Source organism: Shewanella sp. GD03713 (assembly GCF_029843705.1).
Classification (GTDB): domain Bacteria; phylum Pseudomonadota; class Gammaproteobacteria; order Enterobacterales; family Shewanellaceae; genus Shewanella.
The window spans coordinates 4,225,467-4,243,011 of the sequence record NZ_JAOCIW010000001.1; the positions used below are offsets into that span (position 1 = coordinate 4,225,467).

Genomic DNA, 17,545 nt, shown 5'->3' on the forward strand with positions numbered 1-17,545 from the left:
TACCCTTTGTAATCACGGGATAAGGAGATCATTTTGCAATTTGCAGTTATTTATCGGCCCTTACTTAGCCTCGTTTTCCTATTAGTCAGCCTCTTCCCCAGCTTAGCGCAGGCTTTTTCAAGCTCTGAGTGCATCATTACCATGGGGTATCGCACCAGTGAACGCCTTCCTTTTATCCAACACGAACCTAATAACCAAGGGTTTTACCACGATATCTATCAAGCCGCCGCCGAGCGGATTGGTTGCAAACTCAGGATCACGCGGGCGCCTAAGATGCGGATTTTGCGGGATTTAAAACTCGGTAATATCGACTTTTATCCAGGCCTGAGTTTTAGTGAAGAGCGCGCTCAATTTGCCTTTTTTATTCCTAATGGCCTGTCGGAGCGCGCCATCGGCATTAGCCGTGCGGGGGCGGCCGATATACGTTCGTTAGAGCAGTTGTCTCAGAGCGGGATGACACTGTTAATCGCCCCCGGCAGCTACGACTTTAACGGCCTCCCCGAGACCATGTCGGTACGTAAACCGCCAGAACTCGATGTGCCTAAGGCCTTAGATTACTTGCTTGCCAGCCAAGGGGATTTTTTTATCTACGATCAGGCCACCATCAGCTACTACCTTAAGCAGCGGGACATGAACCAATTTAAGCTGCACCCGAATTGCTGCCAGCAGCCTCAGGCCATGTATCTGGGCTTTTCGAAAAAAAGCCGCCATTTTCGCGGGCAACATAACCCCAATTACCGAGCAGACCTCCCCGTCAGCGCAGATAACAGCCCCAACAGACTCGCCGAAGATTCAAAGGCCTATGAGTTTGCCAAGGCACTCGCCGCCATGGATGCCGAAGGGGAAACCCAACGTATCTACTTCAATCACTTCGGTTAATCCTAGGGCGTGTTAAACCGCGCCACAGTTATCCTCACCTTGGCGCTAGCTTATCTTCACATTGGTGCTAGCTAGCCTTCAGGCCGCTAATTCAGCTTTGTCTTTATAAGCTCTGCGACAATATGCCGCACCTGTCACACTGTGATGATCTTTATAATGCAGCGCAATTTATCTAAGTGAATGGAAGACAATAAGATGGCTGCAAACGCTTCAACTATCCCCCACGGCTTTAAATGCTCCGCAATCGCCAGCGCGCTGACCTTAGCATTAGGCGCTTCAGTTGCCTCACAGGCCATGGCCGACGAGACAAATCAAACTCAAATTGAACGTATTCAAGTCCATGGCGAACAGAGTATTGGCCGTAATGCCTTAGGCTCGGCCGATGCCTTGCTAAAAGACCAAGGCGTCGATTTCTCCGAAGCGGGCGGCGTTTCCGCCTTGCCCGTACTCAATGGCATGATGGGCGATCGCATTAAAGTGCTAGTCGATGGCGCGGATATCACCGCTTCCTGTGCTAACCAAATGAACCCACCACTTTCCTACGTTTCCGCTAATCAAATCAGCTCGATAGAAGTGGTCGCGGGCGTGTCCCCCGTCAGTGCGGGCGGCGACAATATCGCCGGGGTGATTAAGGTTAATAGCCTCAATCCTAAGTTTAACGACAGCGACAACCTCAGCTTCGAAAGCGGCGAAATCTCATCGGGATACCGCAGCACCAGCGACGCCTTCTTACTCGGTGCTAAAGCTGGGATTGCCAGTAAGGACTTAAGTCTCAGCTATCAAGGCGCCTATGAAGATGCCAACAGCTACCAGGATGGTCACGGCGATAAAGTGCTCGATACCCTCTATCGCGCCCAAAACCATGCGTTAACAGCGGCATGGCGTGATGACACACAACAACTGGCGATTAAGCTAACGCATCAGGCGATCCCGTTCCAAGGTTTCCCTAACCAATACATGGATATGACGGATAACAAGAGTTACGGTGCCCTAGTCCGTTATCTGCGGGATTTAGACAACGAGGGCGAGTTTAGCGCCCAGTTAAACTGGCACAGTGTGAAGCATGAAATGGGCTTCTTCACCCCGGAAAAAACCGGCAAGATGCCGATGAACACTGAAGGCAGCGATTACAGCTATCAACTGCATTGGCGCTTACCTATGGGCGATAACAGCACGTTACTCGTTGGGCAGGAATATTATAACTATCAACTCGATGATACTTGGCCAGCCGTGCCCGGCACTATGATGGCACCCAATGACTATATCAATATCAACGACGGTGAACGCCGCCGCGCGGCAGTTTATGGCGAATGGCAGCAAAACCTCACGCCACTCTGGTGGTTGTCTGCTGGGGTGCGTTATGAATATGTCACCACAGATACGGGCGAAGTGCAGGCCTACAGCAATATGCCCATGATGGGCATGCCGAATGTGGATGCCGAGGCAGCCAAAGCCTTTAATGCTATGGATAGAAGCCGAGACGATAACCTAATCGATGCCACTCTGTTGGCGCGTTATCAATTGTCGGCCAAACAACAATTGGAATTTGGCTTAGCCCGTAAAAACCGCGCGCCAAACCTGTATGAGCGTTACAGCTGGGGCCGAGGCGTGATGGCAACCACAATGATCGGCTGGTATGGCGACGGTAACGGCTATGTGGGCAACCCCGATCTTAAGCCCGAAACGGCGTATACACTGAGTGCGGCCTATAAGTTTAATGGCGATGCATGGCAATTCTCGACCACGGCTTGGTATAGCGCAGTGACCGACTATATTGATGCCGAGGTGATTGGCAGTTTTAACCGTACTGGCCTAGCCAACGGTAAACGCAATATCCTTAAATTCACCAACGAAGATGCCAATTTATATGGCGCTAAGTTGAGTGCGAACTACCTATTAGCCGATACCGACAGCGGTAAATGGCAGATGCAAGGTAAGCTCGATATCACCCGTGGCGAGCGCGATGAGGGTAACGAGCCGCTTTATCAAATCAAACCGCTACAAACCGAGTTAACCCTTAGTCATCAACTGGGTGATTGGGAAAACCGCCTGTCATGGCAATGGGTAGCGACTAAGGATAAGGTCGATGATCGCCGCTTAGAAAATGAGACCGACAGCTATTCGCTGTTAAATCTAAGTAGCAGTATCAAATGGCAAGAACTGAGTTTAACCTTTGCGATCAACAACCTGTTTGATACTTACTACGAGCTACCACTGGGTGGTGTCAACCTTGCCGAGTTTAAGGCCGATAGCACGGGTGGCTTTAGCCAAGTCGCAGGCTCGGGTCGCTCATTTGAATTAGGTGCCAGCTACAAATTCTAATGAGCACTGCAGCTAAAATGTGGCAGCGCTATTTAGCACGGTGCAATTAAATCAAAAAGGGCAAATGCATTAGCATTTGCCCTTTAGTTTAAAGCTCATTCAGTTAACGCTGAACCGTTAGACTGAATGACTCAATTAGGTTAACTCAATCAGTTACCCGCAACCTTCATCTCAGATAATAAGATCCCGCCAGTGCGGATAGACGAACGTAAATCAAAGTCTTTACTGACCGCCTGAATCCCACGGAACATATCCTTCAAATTGCCCGCGATAGTGATCTCTTCAACGGGGAACTGCACTTCACCATTTTCGACGTAAAAACCGGCGGCGCCGCGGGAATAATCCCCCGTCACCATATTCACGCCTTGGCCCATCACCTCAGTGACAATCAGGCCAGTGCCCATGCCTTTGACTAGCTCATCGAAACTTTGGCCAGTGTGCGCCAGCGTCCAGTTGTAGATGCCGCCCGCATGGCCTGTGTTGGTTAAGCCTAATTTGCGCGCCGAATAGCTGGTCAGCAGATAGCTTTCTAACATACCCCGGTCGATGATGCGTCTATCTTGCGTCGCCACACCTTCGCTATCGTAGTTGGCACTGGCCAGCGCACCCAGCAGATGCGGTTGCTCTTCAATATTGAACCAATCGGGGAAGATTTGGGTGTGAATTGCATCCAACAGAAAGCTGGATTTACGGTACAAGCTGCCACCGCTGATCGCGCCGACTAAATGGCCGATAAGCCCAGTGGCGATTTCAGGCGAAAGCAGAATAGGTAAACGCGAAGTCGCAATCTTACGCGCGCCTAAACGGCTCACTGTCTTTTGTGCGGTTTTCAAGCCCACGGACTCTGGAGATAGCATCTCACTGAATTTACGGGCGATAGTGTAGTCATAATCCCGCTGCATGCTGCCGTCGCTGTCTTCACCGATCACGCTGCAACTTAAGCTGTAGCGCGAGCTGCAATAACCATTTAAGAAGCCGTGGCTATTACCGTAAACCTTGACCGAAGTGTGGGCGTTTGCGCTGGCGCCATCGGAGTTATTGATGCGCGAGTCGGCATCGAGCGCCGCGGTTTCTGCGCGAATCGCCAATTGGGCTAATTCGTCGGGGGAAATATCTTCAGGATAATAGAGCTTAAGATCGCGGATCTCGGTCGCCATTAGGGCTTTGTCGGCTAAACCACTAAAGGGGTCAGCAGAAGTATAACGGGCGATATCGTCCGCCGCTTTCACCGCCAGAGCAATGGCTTCAGGGCTGAGATCGGAAGTCGATGAACTACCCTTGCAACCATCGCGATAAACCGTAATCCCTAGGGCGCCATCTTTATTAAATTCAACTGTTTCCACTTCTTTTAAGCGGGTTGAAACCGATAATCCCTGTTGTTTGCTGATCGCCACTTCGGCGGCATTTGTCCCTAATTTATTGGCATATTCGAGGGCCACGGCAACCGCATCTTTCAGCGCGGCCAATTCACTATCGATTCTGTTCAAAGACACAAAGCTACTCTTTCGTTGTCGGCAATGGCGTTAGCATAACAAACACCCATGCCATTCTCATTATTTATTGCGCGCTTATTTCGTCAATCTCAGTCATGGCGCACGCGCTTTCGTTAGGCGATTTTTGGCGGGAGATGTTATTATTAGGCCGTTATTTAACTGAGGTTTTATCTATATGAAGATTGTTGGTGATTCAGAGCATTTTAAACAACCCTATGACAGTGACGAAGAGTATGTCAGCAAAACCGAGGACAAGCGTGACTGCGAAGCTGCTCAAAAAGTCGGTATGGAATTGGTGTCGCTCAGCAAGACCCAGCTAGATAAAATCGAGCTGGACGAGCACTTATACGACAGCATCCAGCAAGCTCATAAGATTAAACCGAAGACCGAAGCCTATCGCCGCCATATGCAATATATTGGTAAGTTGATGCGTAACGTCGATGTGGAGCCGATTAAAGCTGCGCTCGCTATCGTACTGAACAAAAACAACAACGAAACCGCTAAGCTGCAAATGTTCGAGAAAATGCGCGAGCGTTTACTGAGCCAAGGCGACAGCGAAATTCAAACCTTAGTGGAACATTATCCACAGTTGGACAGACAGAAGCTGCGTACCTTAGTGCGCCAAGCCACAAAAGAGTTGGCAAAAGGCCCTGAGTCCAAATCATCAAAAGAGCTGTTTAAATACCTACGCAGCGAAATCCAAGACTAACCATTCAGCCCAACAAGGATGTTTGCTTATGCGATTTAGCAACACGTTTTGCAATCTTACTTTGCTTTCTATTGGCTTATTTGGACTTTGGGGCTGTAACGGCCCTTCTGACGAAGATAACGGTGGCACAGATGCCAGCGACGGTATTTACAAACTGTCTATCGACTTTAAAACCCTATCGGGTAGTCAATGTGGCAGTTTTACCTCACTTCAAAGTTTCCCTAAAGACGCAGGTTTTTGTGCTGTCGCCAAGTTAAACAAAGGTTCGGCTAAGGTCAGCAATCAGAGAGTTAACTTTACGAGCGACCTTGGGACGTTAACACCGGAAAGCAAACTCACGGATAACAATGGTGAAGCCGTTGTGATTGTGAGTAATCCTGATTTGCTTATCAATGCTGGCACTATTACAGCGACCACCACTCCGAATGATTCCAGCACAGCGCTATCGGCGACTCGCAACTTTGAATTTACAGGGATTATCGACGGTACTGGCGCATCCATAGCCCCAAAACTGAGCGCCAGTATTCAAAGCGGCGCGAATGTAGTGACTCGCTTTAAAGTGGATGAAGCCGTACAACTGCAAGCCATTTTCCTCGATGCCGAGAGTAACGGCATTGCCGATGCTAAGGTCACCTTTAGCGCGGGTTCGGCTACCTTAACCCCGGCCAGTGCGCTAACCAATAGCCAAGGTATTGCTCAAGTCAGTTATACCCCGAGTGCCACCGAGTTAGGCGCCAATGCCTTAACGGTAACAGTGGATTATCAAGGGCAATCGCTACAAAGCAGCAGTTTATATGAAGTGCTCAGCAAAGATGCCGTTAACGAAGCCGGTACCTTAAAGTTAGGCTCCTTTAATGGCAGCAGTTTTACCGAAGGTAAACTCGCAAGTACGTTAACGGCGCAAGCCGATGGCAGTTATAAAATCAGCGCGGGCGGCAGCTTTGGTGTGACCGCAAGCTTAGTGTTAGAGGCCAGCGATGGCACTATCACTCGCGTACAGACCCCGTCATCCATCAGTTTCAGCTCTGACTGTACCGCCAGCAATAATGCGAACTTAGACACGCCTGTCACGACCCTATCGGGTAATGCCAGCTCGACCTTCCAAGACACCAGTTGCAGCGGGAATAGCGAACGTAACGATCAAATCGTCGCGACCACAGTGGTAGGTAATCAAACGCTGACGGCGAACTTCCCCTTTACGCTACAACGCCAAACCTTAGCCAGTCTGAGTTTTGAAGCGGCCGAGCCCAACCAAATTCGCATTAAAGGCGCGGGCGGAACAGGGTCGAGCGAATCATCACTGGTGAGCTTTAAAGTCACCAGCGCCAATGGCCAGCCAGCAGCGCAGCAAAAGGTTAGTTTTAGTTTAGATACTGTGGTCGGCGGTTTAAGTTTTGCCAATGGCAACGCCAGCGCCGAGAGCCTGACCAACTCCCAAGGCATTGCTAGTGTACGTGTGCTCTCAGGTACTGTGCCGACTCCAGTTCGCGTGGTCGCTAGCGCAGTGGATGCCGATACCAAGGAAGTGATCACTAGCCAATCTGAGCAATTAACCGTTAATACTGGCCTGCCACAGCAACTTGGCTTTAGTCTTTCGACGACGATATTTAACCCCGAAGCGGGCGATTATGACGGTGAAACCGCGACTATTACCGCCAGACTATCCGATAGTTTTGGTAACCCAGCGCCCGACGATACTACGGTGAACTTCACCACCGAAGGCGGCCAAATCACCCCAAGCTGCTTAACGCAAAATGGCGCCTGTAGCGTGACTTGGACTTCAAGCGATTATCGCCCTCAAGATCACCGTATTACCATCTTGGCCTACGCCTTGGGTCACGAAACTTTCTTCGACACTAACGGCAACAATCAGTTTGATAGTGCCGATGGTGGCGCTATCGCAAACGCTTGTTTATTCAATGGTGTAGCAACTAACTGCAGCGGCAATGGTATGGATGTTGAAACCTTCCACAGTAGCGGTTTTAGCGACTTACCAACGGCGTTTCGTGATGATAATGAAAACTTTAGCCGCGACAGTGGTGAACCTTATTTCGATAACCTCGCCCGCGAGACCTATCCCGTCGCCGATGGCAAGTTTAACGGCCCTCAATGTGAAGGCAGCCTCTGCGGCACTGGTCAAGCCAACAAAACCTATGTGCGTAAGGCTTTGGTGTTAAGCATGTCTGGTTCGCAAGCTTATATCAGTGTGCAGCAAGACGGTGTGTTACTCGCAAGCGTTAATGATATTAAACCCGTTGCCGCAGGTAGCAAGTCTAAGTTTGTGGTGTTTGTGCATGACAGTGCCAAACAAATTATGCCTGCTAAGACTCAAATCGAGCTCTGCGTCGATTGTAACGGTACGCCAGATATCATTGAGGTAGCCAACACTCTCACTGGCAAGAATGGCTTAGGCACACCGCTCAGTTTCACCGCCTCTGCAGGGAGTCAAATCAGTGTCGTGACCACTACGCCCAAGCAAGTTAAGACCTCCCTCAGCTTTACCGTGCCGACACTGTAAAACCAAAAGACCCGCCAAGGCGGGTCTTTTACTTTCTAGCTCAATCTATTGGTTAATTCTGTAACTCTACCGCCTTGCGTAAACGCAGGCTTCGCAGCGCCAAGTACAAGACCCCTACTGCCGCCCAAATTAAGCCAAGCTCTAAGGACTGAGGCTCAAGGTTAATCCACAGCACGCCAATAGTCGCCGCGCCGCACAAGGGTAAGGCGAAGTACTGCAAGTGATCTTTCAAGGATTGGTTGCGTTTCTCTTTGATATAAAACTGCACTATCACCGACAGGTTCACAAAGGTAAAGGCCACCAGTGCGCCGAAGTTAACGAGCGCCAGTGCCATTTCGAGATCGAAGGACACCGCCGAAAGCGCCAGTAACCCTACCAATATCACGTTAAATGCCGGCGTGCGCCATTTGGGGTGAATATACCCAAAGCCTTTGTTGGGCAGCATATTGTCGCGACCCATCACGTAGAGAATACGTGCCACGCCCGCATGGGCAGCCATGCCCGAAGCCAATACTGCTATTGTGGTTGCTACCAGCACCACTGACTGGAATAAATTGCCGCCCACATACAGGGCAATCTCAGGCAGCACGGCATCTAACTGCTGGAAGCGAGAAATATCCGGGAAAAACAGCAGCAAGAAATAGGACACGCTGACAAAAATCACGCCGCCAATCAGCGCCGTCAGCACGATAGCGCGGGGGATCACCCGCTTAGCGTCCTTAGTTTCTTCACTCAAGGAACTTAAGCCATCGAAGCCTAAGAAGGAGAAACACAGAATGGTCGCGCCAGTAAACAGCGGCGCAAGGCTTATCTCTTCGGAATAAAATGGACGCACACTCGCAATCACACCTTCACCTTCGCCAAGGGACAGACTGTGGGCCATTAAACCGATAAAGACTAAGATAATGGCTATCTGGGCGAATACGATAACGCCATTAAAATTCGCCACTAAATCTATACCCCTGAGGTTTAATACCGTCATCACTGCGACTAAACCAAAGATAAAAATCCACGGTTCGACGTTAGGGAACATGGCCGTCAGGTAAATCTTTGCCAGCAGCATATTGATCATCGGCATAAACATATAATCGAGCAACGATGACCAGCCCACCATAAAGCCCACATTCGGGCTAAAGGTTTTTTGCGCATAGGTATAGGCCGAGCCCGCATAGGGATATTTACGCACTAAGTGACCGTAGCTAAAGGCGGTAAACAGGATCCCCGCTAACGCGAGCAGGTAAGAGGTGGCCACATGGCCTGAGGTGATCTCGGAGACAATGCCAAAGGTGTCAAACACGGCCATAGGCGTGAGATAGGCTAATCCCATCACCACCACTTGCCACAGACTCAGGCTTTGCTTTAAGCCTGGATTTTGTTGGCTCATATCCAACCTCCCTTAACAGCAGGTGGAATTGCAAACGCAACAGCTTGATTTACGGCAACTACCGAACATCCGGTAAACAACAGCCCCATTGAATTGTCCTCAGTAAAGTAGGTTCAAACGAACCTCATATCATTTCCGGATGTTTACCGGCCTCAATTGGTTTAAAACCCATACGCTCAAAAAGAAAATAACCGGGATACTGAATACCCCGGTTATTTTTGCGGCGCGCATTCTCCCCCAAAACAGCGTCGAAGACAACCCAATAAGGGCATTAAGTTGCCTATCTGTGTCGTCTGTACGGTAAAGCTGGCCTGAGCAGATAAAGGCTGGCATGGAGTGAAACGGTTCTGCCCCGAATAAAGCGCGCAAATATTGTACTTATCACTGTGAGACAGCTCTGATTGTCGCGATTTTTGAGACAAAGAGACACGCTGTTATGGGCTTATCCACACCAAGGGGTTGCCGTAAAGTATGTTCCATCAACCCGATATTATTTTGATAAAACGACTTAGCAGTCTTAGGAGTCCATGATGAAACTAAATAAAACCATGATGATGGCAGCAGGTGCAGCCTTACTGTGTAGCAGCGTTCAAGCCGTCGAAATCGATTACTTCGCAGGTATGGGTTTAGGTTATCAAGCCGATGAAATTGAAGGTGTGATCAATAAAGATACCGAAGATCTAAGCTACCAAGCCCGCGTTGGTATGCTGATTGAGCAAAACCACCGCATTACCGGTACGTTTGGCTATATGGAAGACAAGTTCAACTTTGCCAACGATAAGTTCAAACAGGAACAGTACAGCTGGTTAGTGTCCTATGACTACCTGTTACCCGTGCATAAAGACGTTAACCTGTTCGCCGGTGTCAGCATTGGCGCCAACGACAACAAGGTCTCAGGCAAATCGGCAACCGATTTTGTGTATGGTGGTCAAGTTGGCGTGCAATACAAATGGAGCGAGCATTTCTCATCGGATCTTGGCTATCGTTATTTAGCCCAAGACTATGAAGAAAACGGCAATGAAATTAACAACAGTCAGCAGGTTTATCTCACCTTAGACTACAAGTTCTAACAGTATTTTCTCCCTCATTATTTTCTTGGAGTACCTCGCTGATTTGGGTACTCCCTTTTTTTAGACCGTCTACTAAGTTATAGACAAGCATCCACAAGGGTAAACATTCAAGATACAGGGGCCAGATAGCAATGTGAGGTATGCTTAGAAGTAAAGGCTTTCGACGATTTTACCGTTAACCAGCATGTCGCATTTATCGCCTGAGCTGGATTTCGTCGCTTGGATCACCCCAGCAATCGCACCAAATGCGCCACCTTGGCTGCCTAACACTGAACCGAAATAGCATTGGCTAGAGATGGTGTAACCCTTGTATTTACCGCTAAGGTTTTGGGTTGGCGTGTAAGGAGGGAAAGTCCCTTTCATCACTGAATCGCCATTCACAGACAGTGAAATATTTTTGCGTTCAGTATCGTAGCTACCGCCAAAAACGAGGTTGATACCATCGATTTCAACGGTTTTTTCTTGTGCAACGATGGGAGGTTTAGCGGCGCAGGCGGCCAACAGACAAGTACCCATGGCCAAAGAGAGTAAAGTAATTTTACGCATTTCATCTTCCTTTTGATGCGATAAAAAAATGAAGCAACTGCTTCGAAATTAAACGGCCCCTGTTTAATTTTTTGCCGGACGATTATATCTATATCTGCCTAATATCCAATAACAAATTTAATACAAACGCAAAAATCAGTGTTTTGTCGGTACGAATAACAGCGTCGCCTAAGACGCATCAATTTCAGCTAATGCCCGCACACGACGTTTAATCCCTAAAATCGCAAGGCCAAAAAACAGCACAAACAGGCCCCAAAGCTGTAACCATTTTGGCAGCACACTCGCCCAGCTGGCGCCCATTTGGTTCAGCTCCAGCATCCCCATAATGGCGGGCACCGCAGGGATAATCTGCGAGCCCAGCACCAAAGGCTCGGGGATTAAAGCAATCGGCCAGACAAAGCCGGATACGAACAGAATCGGCATAGAAATCAGCAGCAATACTTGAGTCGGTAAATCGCGGCGGCTAAACAAAGTGCTCATCGCAACCCCAGCCGCGGCCGTCGAAAGTAAAAATGGCAGCAACCAGAGCGCCACTTGACCAAGACTCGCCTGAATACTCACCTTATACCAGTGGTAGCAATACCCCACATAAAAGCTGGTAAACACCATATAAATCAACATAAAGGCAAGAATGCGGCCACAGACCAATTGCAGCGGCGACACCTGCTGCCAATAGCTGCGGCTGCGCCACTGACCAGCGCCTAAGATCCCAGTCCCAATCAACAGGGTTTGATGCAGGATAAGTAAGAAGAGTCCAGGCACCACGTAGGGGGTATAACCTAGGCTAGGGTTAAAGGCGGGCACGCTGTTTAAATGCAGCGAGTTCAGGTTCTGCTCGGCTTCTTTAGGATTTTTCCCCTGCGCGAGCATCCCAATCAATTGCACTTGTTTGCCCGCATCCATCCCCGCGCTGACAAGCCCCTCGGCCACTGCCGAATAAATCAAGAAGTAACTGGCATCGCCGCCGTAGCTTAAGGTTACGCCCTTGCCCAGCAGCAAGTCGCGACGAAATCCTTCGGGGATCACCAGTAAGCCATGGGCCTTGCCGGTTTCGATAAAACGCTTCGCCTCAGTAATGGAGCCAACTTGACCTATCACCTGAATTTTTGCGCTGGCATCCGCATGACGAATAAGTTGACGGCTTAGGGAGGAATGATCTAAATCCACCACGATAAGCTGTTGTTCTGTTGGGACTTGGTGCAAGTAAGGCAAGGGATAGAGCACAGAATAAAACAGCACACCGCCGAATAGGGTCACGGCAATTGCCTTGTCACTCACAATCGCCTTTAATTCTGTTAGCACTAACTGCCATAAATTCATGCTATTGCCCCTTCGCAGCAAGTGGCGCCGCATCGTATGCCGCCGCTTCCGCCTGAGCTTTTACCGTCATCGGCAGTAATTTAATCGCCAAGAAATAAATTAGCGGCAATAAACCGATGAATCCCCAATAACTACTAAGTTGTTGCGCCAAGGTCGGCCACGCCGCGCCATAGCTCACCACGCTGACATGGGACTCAATATAATGGCTCGATGGCATGATGAGTCGCCACCACTGAGCGAGTTGCGGCATTTCATGGGTGGGGAAAGTGATCCCCATAAAGGCAAAGGCTGGCGCAAACAGCGCAGTACAAAAACTGATGACCCGCGCGCTATCGCGCATCAGCACAAAGATAAACAACACAAGGCCCCACACCGCCAGCAACATAATCAACTGAGCAAACAGCAGCAGCGCTAAACTGCCAGCAAAAGGCAAAGCCAAATACAGATACAACCAAGTGAGGATAAACCCGCCTTGGAGCATCAATATCGGGGTAAACAACAGGATTTTAGCCAACACCTTAGGCCAAAAATGCTCGGTCAATCGATTGGAGATCCCCTTCTCTGACTGCGCGGCATTAAGGTGTAACTCGCGATTTAAGCTGTTAGCCATCACCAACATAGATAATAACTGCCAGAGTGCGACCAATACCGGCGGCACTAAAAAACCTATGTAGTTGTTATTACGGTTAAACAGCGCGGTCGTTTGACTCTTTACTGGGCTTAAATTCACCGCCACTTGGGATTTTGGCGTGCCCGTCATCAGTTGCTTAAGGCCTGCGACCTGTAACAGTCCATCGCCTAGACTCAACTGAATTTGACTCGACAACAGCTTACCCACCAGCAAAAACTGGCTGTTGTAACGCACATCGATTGTCGGTTTATGGCCGGTGAGTAAATCCTTTTTCATATCATGGGGAAACACCACCACGGCATAGACCTGCGCCTGCTGCATAGCTTCGACGGCCGAAGGGAGATCGGTAAAACTGCGTGGCTCAGTCACAGGGTTGGCTTTGAGTTGACGGGTCAACATTCGGCTCAATTGGCTATGGTCTTGGTCGACAATCGCCACTGGTAATTGCCGTGGTAGCCCAGCACTAAATAGCCACCAGAGACACAAGATGCCCAGCAGTGGGATGTAACTGATAAGGGCCAGTTGCCAAGGATCGCGCCATAGCGCTCTAAGCTCGCGCCGCACTAATGCAATGATGCCTGAAGATACAGGATGCGCCGCATTCTGAGCCCCATTCAACGGCTTAGGCTCGCTCACATGCGTTTGCTCGCTCGGTGACTTGGCCACAATGGTTACTCAGCACTGAGCAGCACAGACATACCGACACGCAGATCGGGGATCGGCGCAGTTGGGCGCAGCTCCACCTCGAAGGTGCGCATATCGAAATCGTGGCCACTTTCGGTTGAACGCCAAGTCGCAAAGTCGCCCATCACACTAATATGGGCAACGGTAAACTCCACGGTTTTATCCAGCGCCGGAATGGTTAATGGCAGTTTGTCACCCTTTTTAAAGCGTTTGAGTTGATCTTCACGCACTTGGAATACTGCCCAAGCGTCCTGCATGTCGATAAGGCTGACCACAGGGAAGCCGCTCGGAGCCAACTCTCCCGCTTGCAACAATACGTCGCTGATTTCCCCAGACTTAGGCGCACGCATTTGACTGTCAGCCATGATGGCACTGACTTCTTTCACCGCGCCCTCGGCCATACGAGCATTACCCGCCGCCGCGGCTTTGGTTTCGACCCGCGCACCTTCTTCGGCCATTTGATACATGGCTAAGGCAGCTTGCTCTGTGTACTTGGCCGCTTGCCACTGAGTAAAGGCTTCATCGCGTTTTTGTCTTGCGGCAACCCCTTCGTTGAAGAGATTTTCCACTCGGGTATAGGTGGTTTTCGCCAGCGTTGCCGCCGCTTGCGCCTTGAGCCATTGCTCTTTAGCCGCCATTACCTCTTGGGTGCGGGCGCCGTTATTCGCCTCCTGTTGCAGGGCTTTGGCCGCATCTCGGCCGCCTTCGGCCTGCATCAACTTGGCATCGAGCTCTGGACTATGGATGGCAAATAACAAATCGCCTTCGCTGACGCTATCGCCACGGCGCACAAGGACCTGTTCAACCCGCCCTGGCACTTTGGATGATACGTTATACTCACGGGCTTCGATTTGCCCCTGTAACAGACTCGGCGCTGGGCTGTAAGCCAGTTTGAGCCCATAGGCTAAGATAAGGCCTAATGCGACCAACGCCGTTAGGGCAAGGATTCTGTTAGCGCGCATTGATAGTCTCCTGCGATTGAGCGCCTGTGGCACTGCGACCGATAAATTCATCTAATTGACCACTGATGGCCATTAATCTGGCATAGGCTTGCACATAGCGATAACTGGCGCCAAGCTGCTGAGTTTTAACGGCGCTCAGTTTTAATTCGGCATCGACCCTGTCGATAGAAGTGGACAGCCCTTGGTTAAAGGCAATTTCCCTTAAACGCAGGTTTTCACTCGCCAGTTCGAGTGAGGTATTCAGTGCCTTGACCTCTTCCTCGGCCTGCAATAACTGGCGATAACTTTGGTCGAGCAGCAAACTTAAGTCTTGGCGGGTCTGCGCCTTAGTGTAACGGGCTTGCAGCAAGGCACTCTTAGCCGCTTCCACTTTACCGCTGCGGCCATCGCGGCTCAGCAAGGGCACTTTTACGCCGACACCCACCATCCAGTCCGGCTCCACCTTAGAAAACAAACTGTCATCTTCATATAAGGTGTAATTACCAAAGAGGAACACAGTCGGGTGATATTTGCCTTTTTCTAAGGAAACCAAGCCATTCGCCTGCGCTTCTTTAGCCTCGAGCAGTTTAAGTGCGGGATGTTGGCTCAGGGTCACTTGGGTCAAATCCCCCAATGAAGGTGCCTGCGGCAACACAAATAGGGGTGAGTTAGTGCTGACATCGCTCTGCTGCAACATGCGCGATAGGGCGATCACGGCCATTTCATGTTGACGACGGGCGCTGCCTAAATTGACCTTAGCGTTATCTAAGGCCACTTGAGCATTCAGGCGCTCGACCTTAGCGATTTGCCCTTCGCGCTCCAGCGCTAGCGCGTGATCAACATGCTTAGTTAAGGATGCTACCAGCTCGGTTTGGGTGCTGACGAGGGATTGAGTCACATCGACGGCATAATAACGATCAACCAACTGAGTGAATAAGTCGCGGGTCGCTAACTGTAATTCCTGTTGCTTCTCGGCCACCATGGCGGCATGAATGCCTTGAGCCGCGGTGATCTGGCCGCCAGTATAAATCGGCCACATCGCCTGTAAGCTGGCGCGGAAAATATCTTGCTCGGTAAAGGGCGTGACAAATAATGAACCCGGAATACTCGCCAAGGCGCCGCCGAGTGCGGGAGGCAAGGTCGCAGGATCAAGCGAGGCTAAGGGATTAAGATCCCTTAAATCTAATTCGATTGGTTTTTCGAGGTGGGTATAACTGCCATTCAGGCTGAGGGATGGCAGATTTAAACTCTCGCCCGCCTCTTGCTCGCCCTTGGCACGATTCACCTCTTGGGATTGGGCCTGGAGTTTATCGCTCACCTTAAGCACTTGCTGCCAAGCCTCAGTAAAGCTACTGGGCTGGGCATTGGCCGCTAACGGCAATAGCGAGGGCAAAGGCAATAAACACAGCCATGCCAAACGTGATAGTTTCATTAACACCTCTAGAGTAGTTACTCTAATTTCCTTTGCAAATGATAACATCCATCATGGAAGGCGGCTAGAACCCACCGCCTTAAGTGCTGCCTAGACAGTAAACAAGCGGGTTATGCCGTGCCTCCAACGGTTAAACGGTCAAGTTTGAGGGTCGGTTGACCGACGCCTACAGGCACGCTTTGACCATCCTTACCACACACACCAACGCCCTTATCTAGCGCCATGTCGTTACCCACCATGGAAATCTGGCTCATGGCTTCTGGGCCATTACCAATCAGGGTAGCGCCCTTAATCGCTTGAGTCACTTCACCATTTTCAATCAGATAGGCTTCAGAAGCGGAGAACACGAACTTGCCCGAGGTGATATCCACCTGACCGCCGCCAAAGTTAGGCGCATAAATGCCCTTCTTCACCGACTTGATGATCTCGCTCGGATCAGACTCGCCCGCCGTCATATAAGTGTTGGTCATGCGGGGCATAGGCAGATGCGCATAGGATTCACGGCGACCATTACCCGTCGGTGCCACGCCCATCAGGCGCGCATTTAATTTATCCTGCATATAGCCTTTAAGAATACCGTCTTCGATTAACACGGTTCTCTGGGTTTGTACGCCTTCATCGTCGATGCTCAGTGAGCCACGGCGATTCGCAAGCGTACCATCGTCCACCACAGTCACGAGCTTCGAAGCCACTTGCTCGCCGACCATACCACTAAAGGCGCTGCTGCCCTTGCGGTTAAAGTCACCTTCTAGGCCATGACCCACGGCCTCGTGCAGTAACACGCCCGGCCAACCATTACCCAGTACCACAGGCATCTCTCCGGCTGGCGCATCGATAGCATTGAGGTTGACTTGCGCCTGACGCACCGCTTCACGGGCGAAGGCAAAGCACATAGGTAAACCGGTTTCATCCGTCACCATAAACACGCTGTAATCGTGACGACCACCGCCACCGGCGCTGCCACGTTCACGCTTGCCATTTTCTTCTAAAATGACGCTGCAATTAAAGCGCACTAACGGGCGAATATCGGCGGCCAAGGTACCGTCACTGGCGGCAACCAGAATTTCTTCGTGCACACCCGCTAGGCTAATCACCACTTGGATAATGCGGCTGTCGAGGCTACGAATATAGGCATCGGCCTCTTTCAGTAGGTTGATTTTTTTCACTTCTTCCATGGCGGCGATAGGGTCGAGACTATCGTACAGCGCTAAGGCTTGTTGACGTTTGAAAGCCTGCACCTTGGCCTGCTCACCCGCCCCAGCAATACCACGCGCCGCCTCGGCCGCAGCGCTTAATGCCGCTGGCGTAATATCATCGGCATAGGCAAAACCGGTTTTCTCGCCGCTGATGGCACGCACACCGACACCACGTTCGATATGGAAGCTACCATCTTTAATAATGCCATCTTCGAGCACCCAAGATTCATGGCGACTACCTTGGAAATAGAGATCGGAAAAATCGACTTTATGTTGATGTATGGTGTTTAAATAACTCTGTAACCCATCGAGGGCTAAGCCACCCTTTAATAAACTTTGCTCTACTTGTGCTAAAAAAGGCATCGCGGTTCTCTCTGAAAGCTTGGCTAAAATTGGCAACTCACTCATTTTTAAAATAAC

At 50.3% G+C, this 17,545-nt stretch carries 13 protein-coding genes; 5 read left to right on the forward strand and 8 right to left on the reverse strand.

Annotated elements, in window-relative coordinates:
- Window positions 1-33 precede the first annotated feature (33 nt).
- The gene (locus N5E87_RS18495; RefSeq protein WP_086902222.1) at window positions 34-879 is read left to right on the forward strand and encodes a transporter substrate-binding domain-containing protein; all 846 of its coding nucleotides are present in this window, start codon (window positions 34-36) and stop codon (window positions 877-879) included.
- A 195-nt stretch (window positions 880-1,074) separates the two neighbouring features.
- A complete protein-coding gene (locus N5E87_RS18500) occupies window positions 1,075-3,201 on the forward strand; it encodes a TonB-dependent receptor (RefSeq protein WP_279775663.1) in 2,127 nt (708 codons plus the stop codon).
- A gap of 149 nt (window positions 3,202-3,350) precedes the next feature.
- Here N5E87_RS18500 and pmbA read toward each other — a convergent pair whose 3' ends face one another.
- Window positions 3,351-4,694 (reverse strand): metalloprotease PmbA, encoded by a 1,344-nt coding sequence (gene pmbA, locus N5E87_RS18505; RefSeq protein WP_279775664.1) that lies wholly within the window; start codon window positions 4,692-4,694, stop codon window positions 3,351-3,353.
- 175 nt (window positions 4,695-4,869) lie between these two features.
- Here pmbA and yjgA point away from each other — a divergent pair, with 175 nt between their 5' ends.
- Complete coding sequence (gene yjgA / locus N5E87_RS18510) at window positions 4,870-5,403, forward strand: ribosome biogenesis factor YjgA (RefSeq protein WP_011625015.1); 534 nt, start codon at window positions 4,870-4,872, stop codon at window positions 5,401-5,403.
- A 28-nt stretch (window positions 5,404-5,431) separates the two neighbouring features.
- Window positions 5,432-7,921 (forward strand): Ig-like domain-containing protein, encoded by a 2,490-nt coding sequence (locus N5E87_RS18515; RefSeq protein ID WP_279775665.1) that lies wholly within the window; start codon window positions 5,432-5,434, stop codon window positions 7,919-7,921.
- Window positions 7,922-7,973: 52 nt separating this feature from the next.
- On the opposite strand, the gene N5E87_RS18520 is transcribed toward N5E87_RS18515, so the two are convergent.
- A complete protein-coding gene (locus tag N5E87_RS18520) occupies window positions 7,974-9,305 on the reverse strand; it encodes an APC family permease (protein ID WP_279775666.1) in 1,332 nt (443 codons plus the stop codon).
- Between the two features lie 527 nt (window positions 9,306-9,832).
- Between N5E87_RS18520 and N5E87_RS18525 the strand changes: the two genes are divergently transcribed.
- On the forward strand, window positions 9,833-10,375 hold the full coding sequence (locus N5E87_RS18525; RefSeq protein ID WP_279775667.1) for a porin family protein: 543 nt from the start codon (window positions 9,833-9,835) through the stop codon (window positions 10,373-10,375).
- A 144-nt stretch (window positions 10,376-10,519) separates the two neighbouring features.
- Here N5E87_RS18525 and N5E87_RS18530 read toward each other — a convergent pair whose 3' ends face one another.
- From N5E87_RS18530 to tldD, 6 genes are all read right to left on the reverse strand, one after another.
- On the reverse strand, window positions 10,520-10,921 hold the full coding sequence (locus tag N5E87_RS18530; protein ID WP_088210053.1) for a hypothetical protein: 402 nt from the start codon (window positions 10,919-10,921) through the stop codon (window positions 10,520-10,522).
- Window positions 10,922-11,089: 168 nt separating this feature from the next.
- Window positions 11,090-12,241 carry an ABC transporter permease gene (locus N5E87_RS18535; RefSeq protein ID WP_279775668.1) on the reverse strand — a complete coding sequence of 384 codons (1,152 nt, stop codon included), beginning with the start codon at window positions 12,239-12,241 and terminating at the stop codon, window positions 11,090-11,092.
- 1 nt (window position 12,242) lies between these two features.
- Window positions 12,243-13,490 (reverse strand): ABC transporter permease, encoded by a 1,248-nt coding sequence (locus N5E87_RS18540; RefSeq protein WP_279775868.1) that lies wholly within the window; start codon window positions 13,488-13,490, stop codon window positions 12,243-12,245.
- A 53-nt stretch (window positions 13,491-13,543) separates the two neighbouring features.
- Window positions 13,544-14,518, reverse strand: coding sequence for an efflux RND transporter periplasmic adaptor subunit (locus N5E87_RS18545; protein WP_126512020.1), 975 nt, complete (start codon window positions 14,516-14,518; stop codon window positions 13,544-13,546).
- Window positions 14,508-15,929 (reverse strand): TolC family protein, encoded by a 1,422-nt coding sequence (locus N5E87_RS18550; protein WP_041416706.1) that lies wholly within the window; start codon window positions 15,927-15,929, stop codon window positions 14,508-14,510. Before N5E87_RS18550 ends, N5E87_RS18545 begins: the two co-directional genes overlap by 11 nt.
- Before the next feature lie 110 nt (window positions 15,930-16,039).
- Window positions 16,040-17,488, reverse strand: coding sequence for a metalloprotease TldD (gene tldD, locus N5E87_RS18555; protein ID WP_041408898.1), 1,449 nt, complete (start codon window positions 17,486-17,488; stop codon window positions 16,040-16,042).
- Window positions 17,489-17,545: the final 57 nt, after the last annotated feature.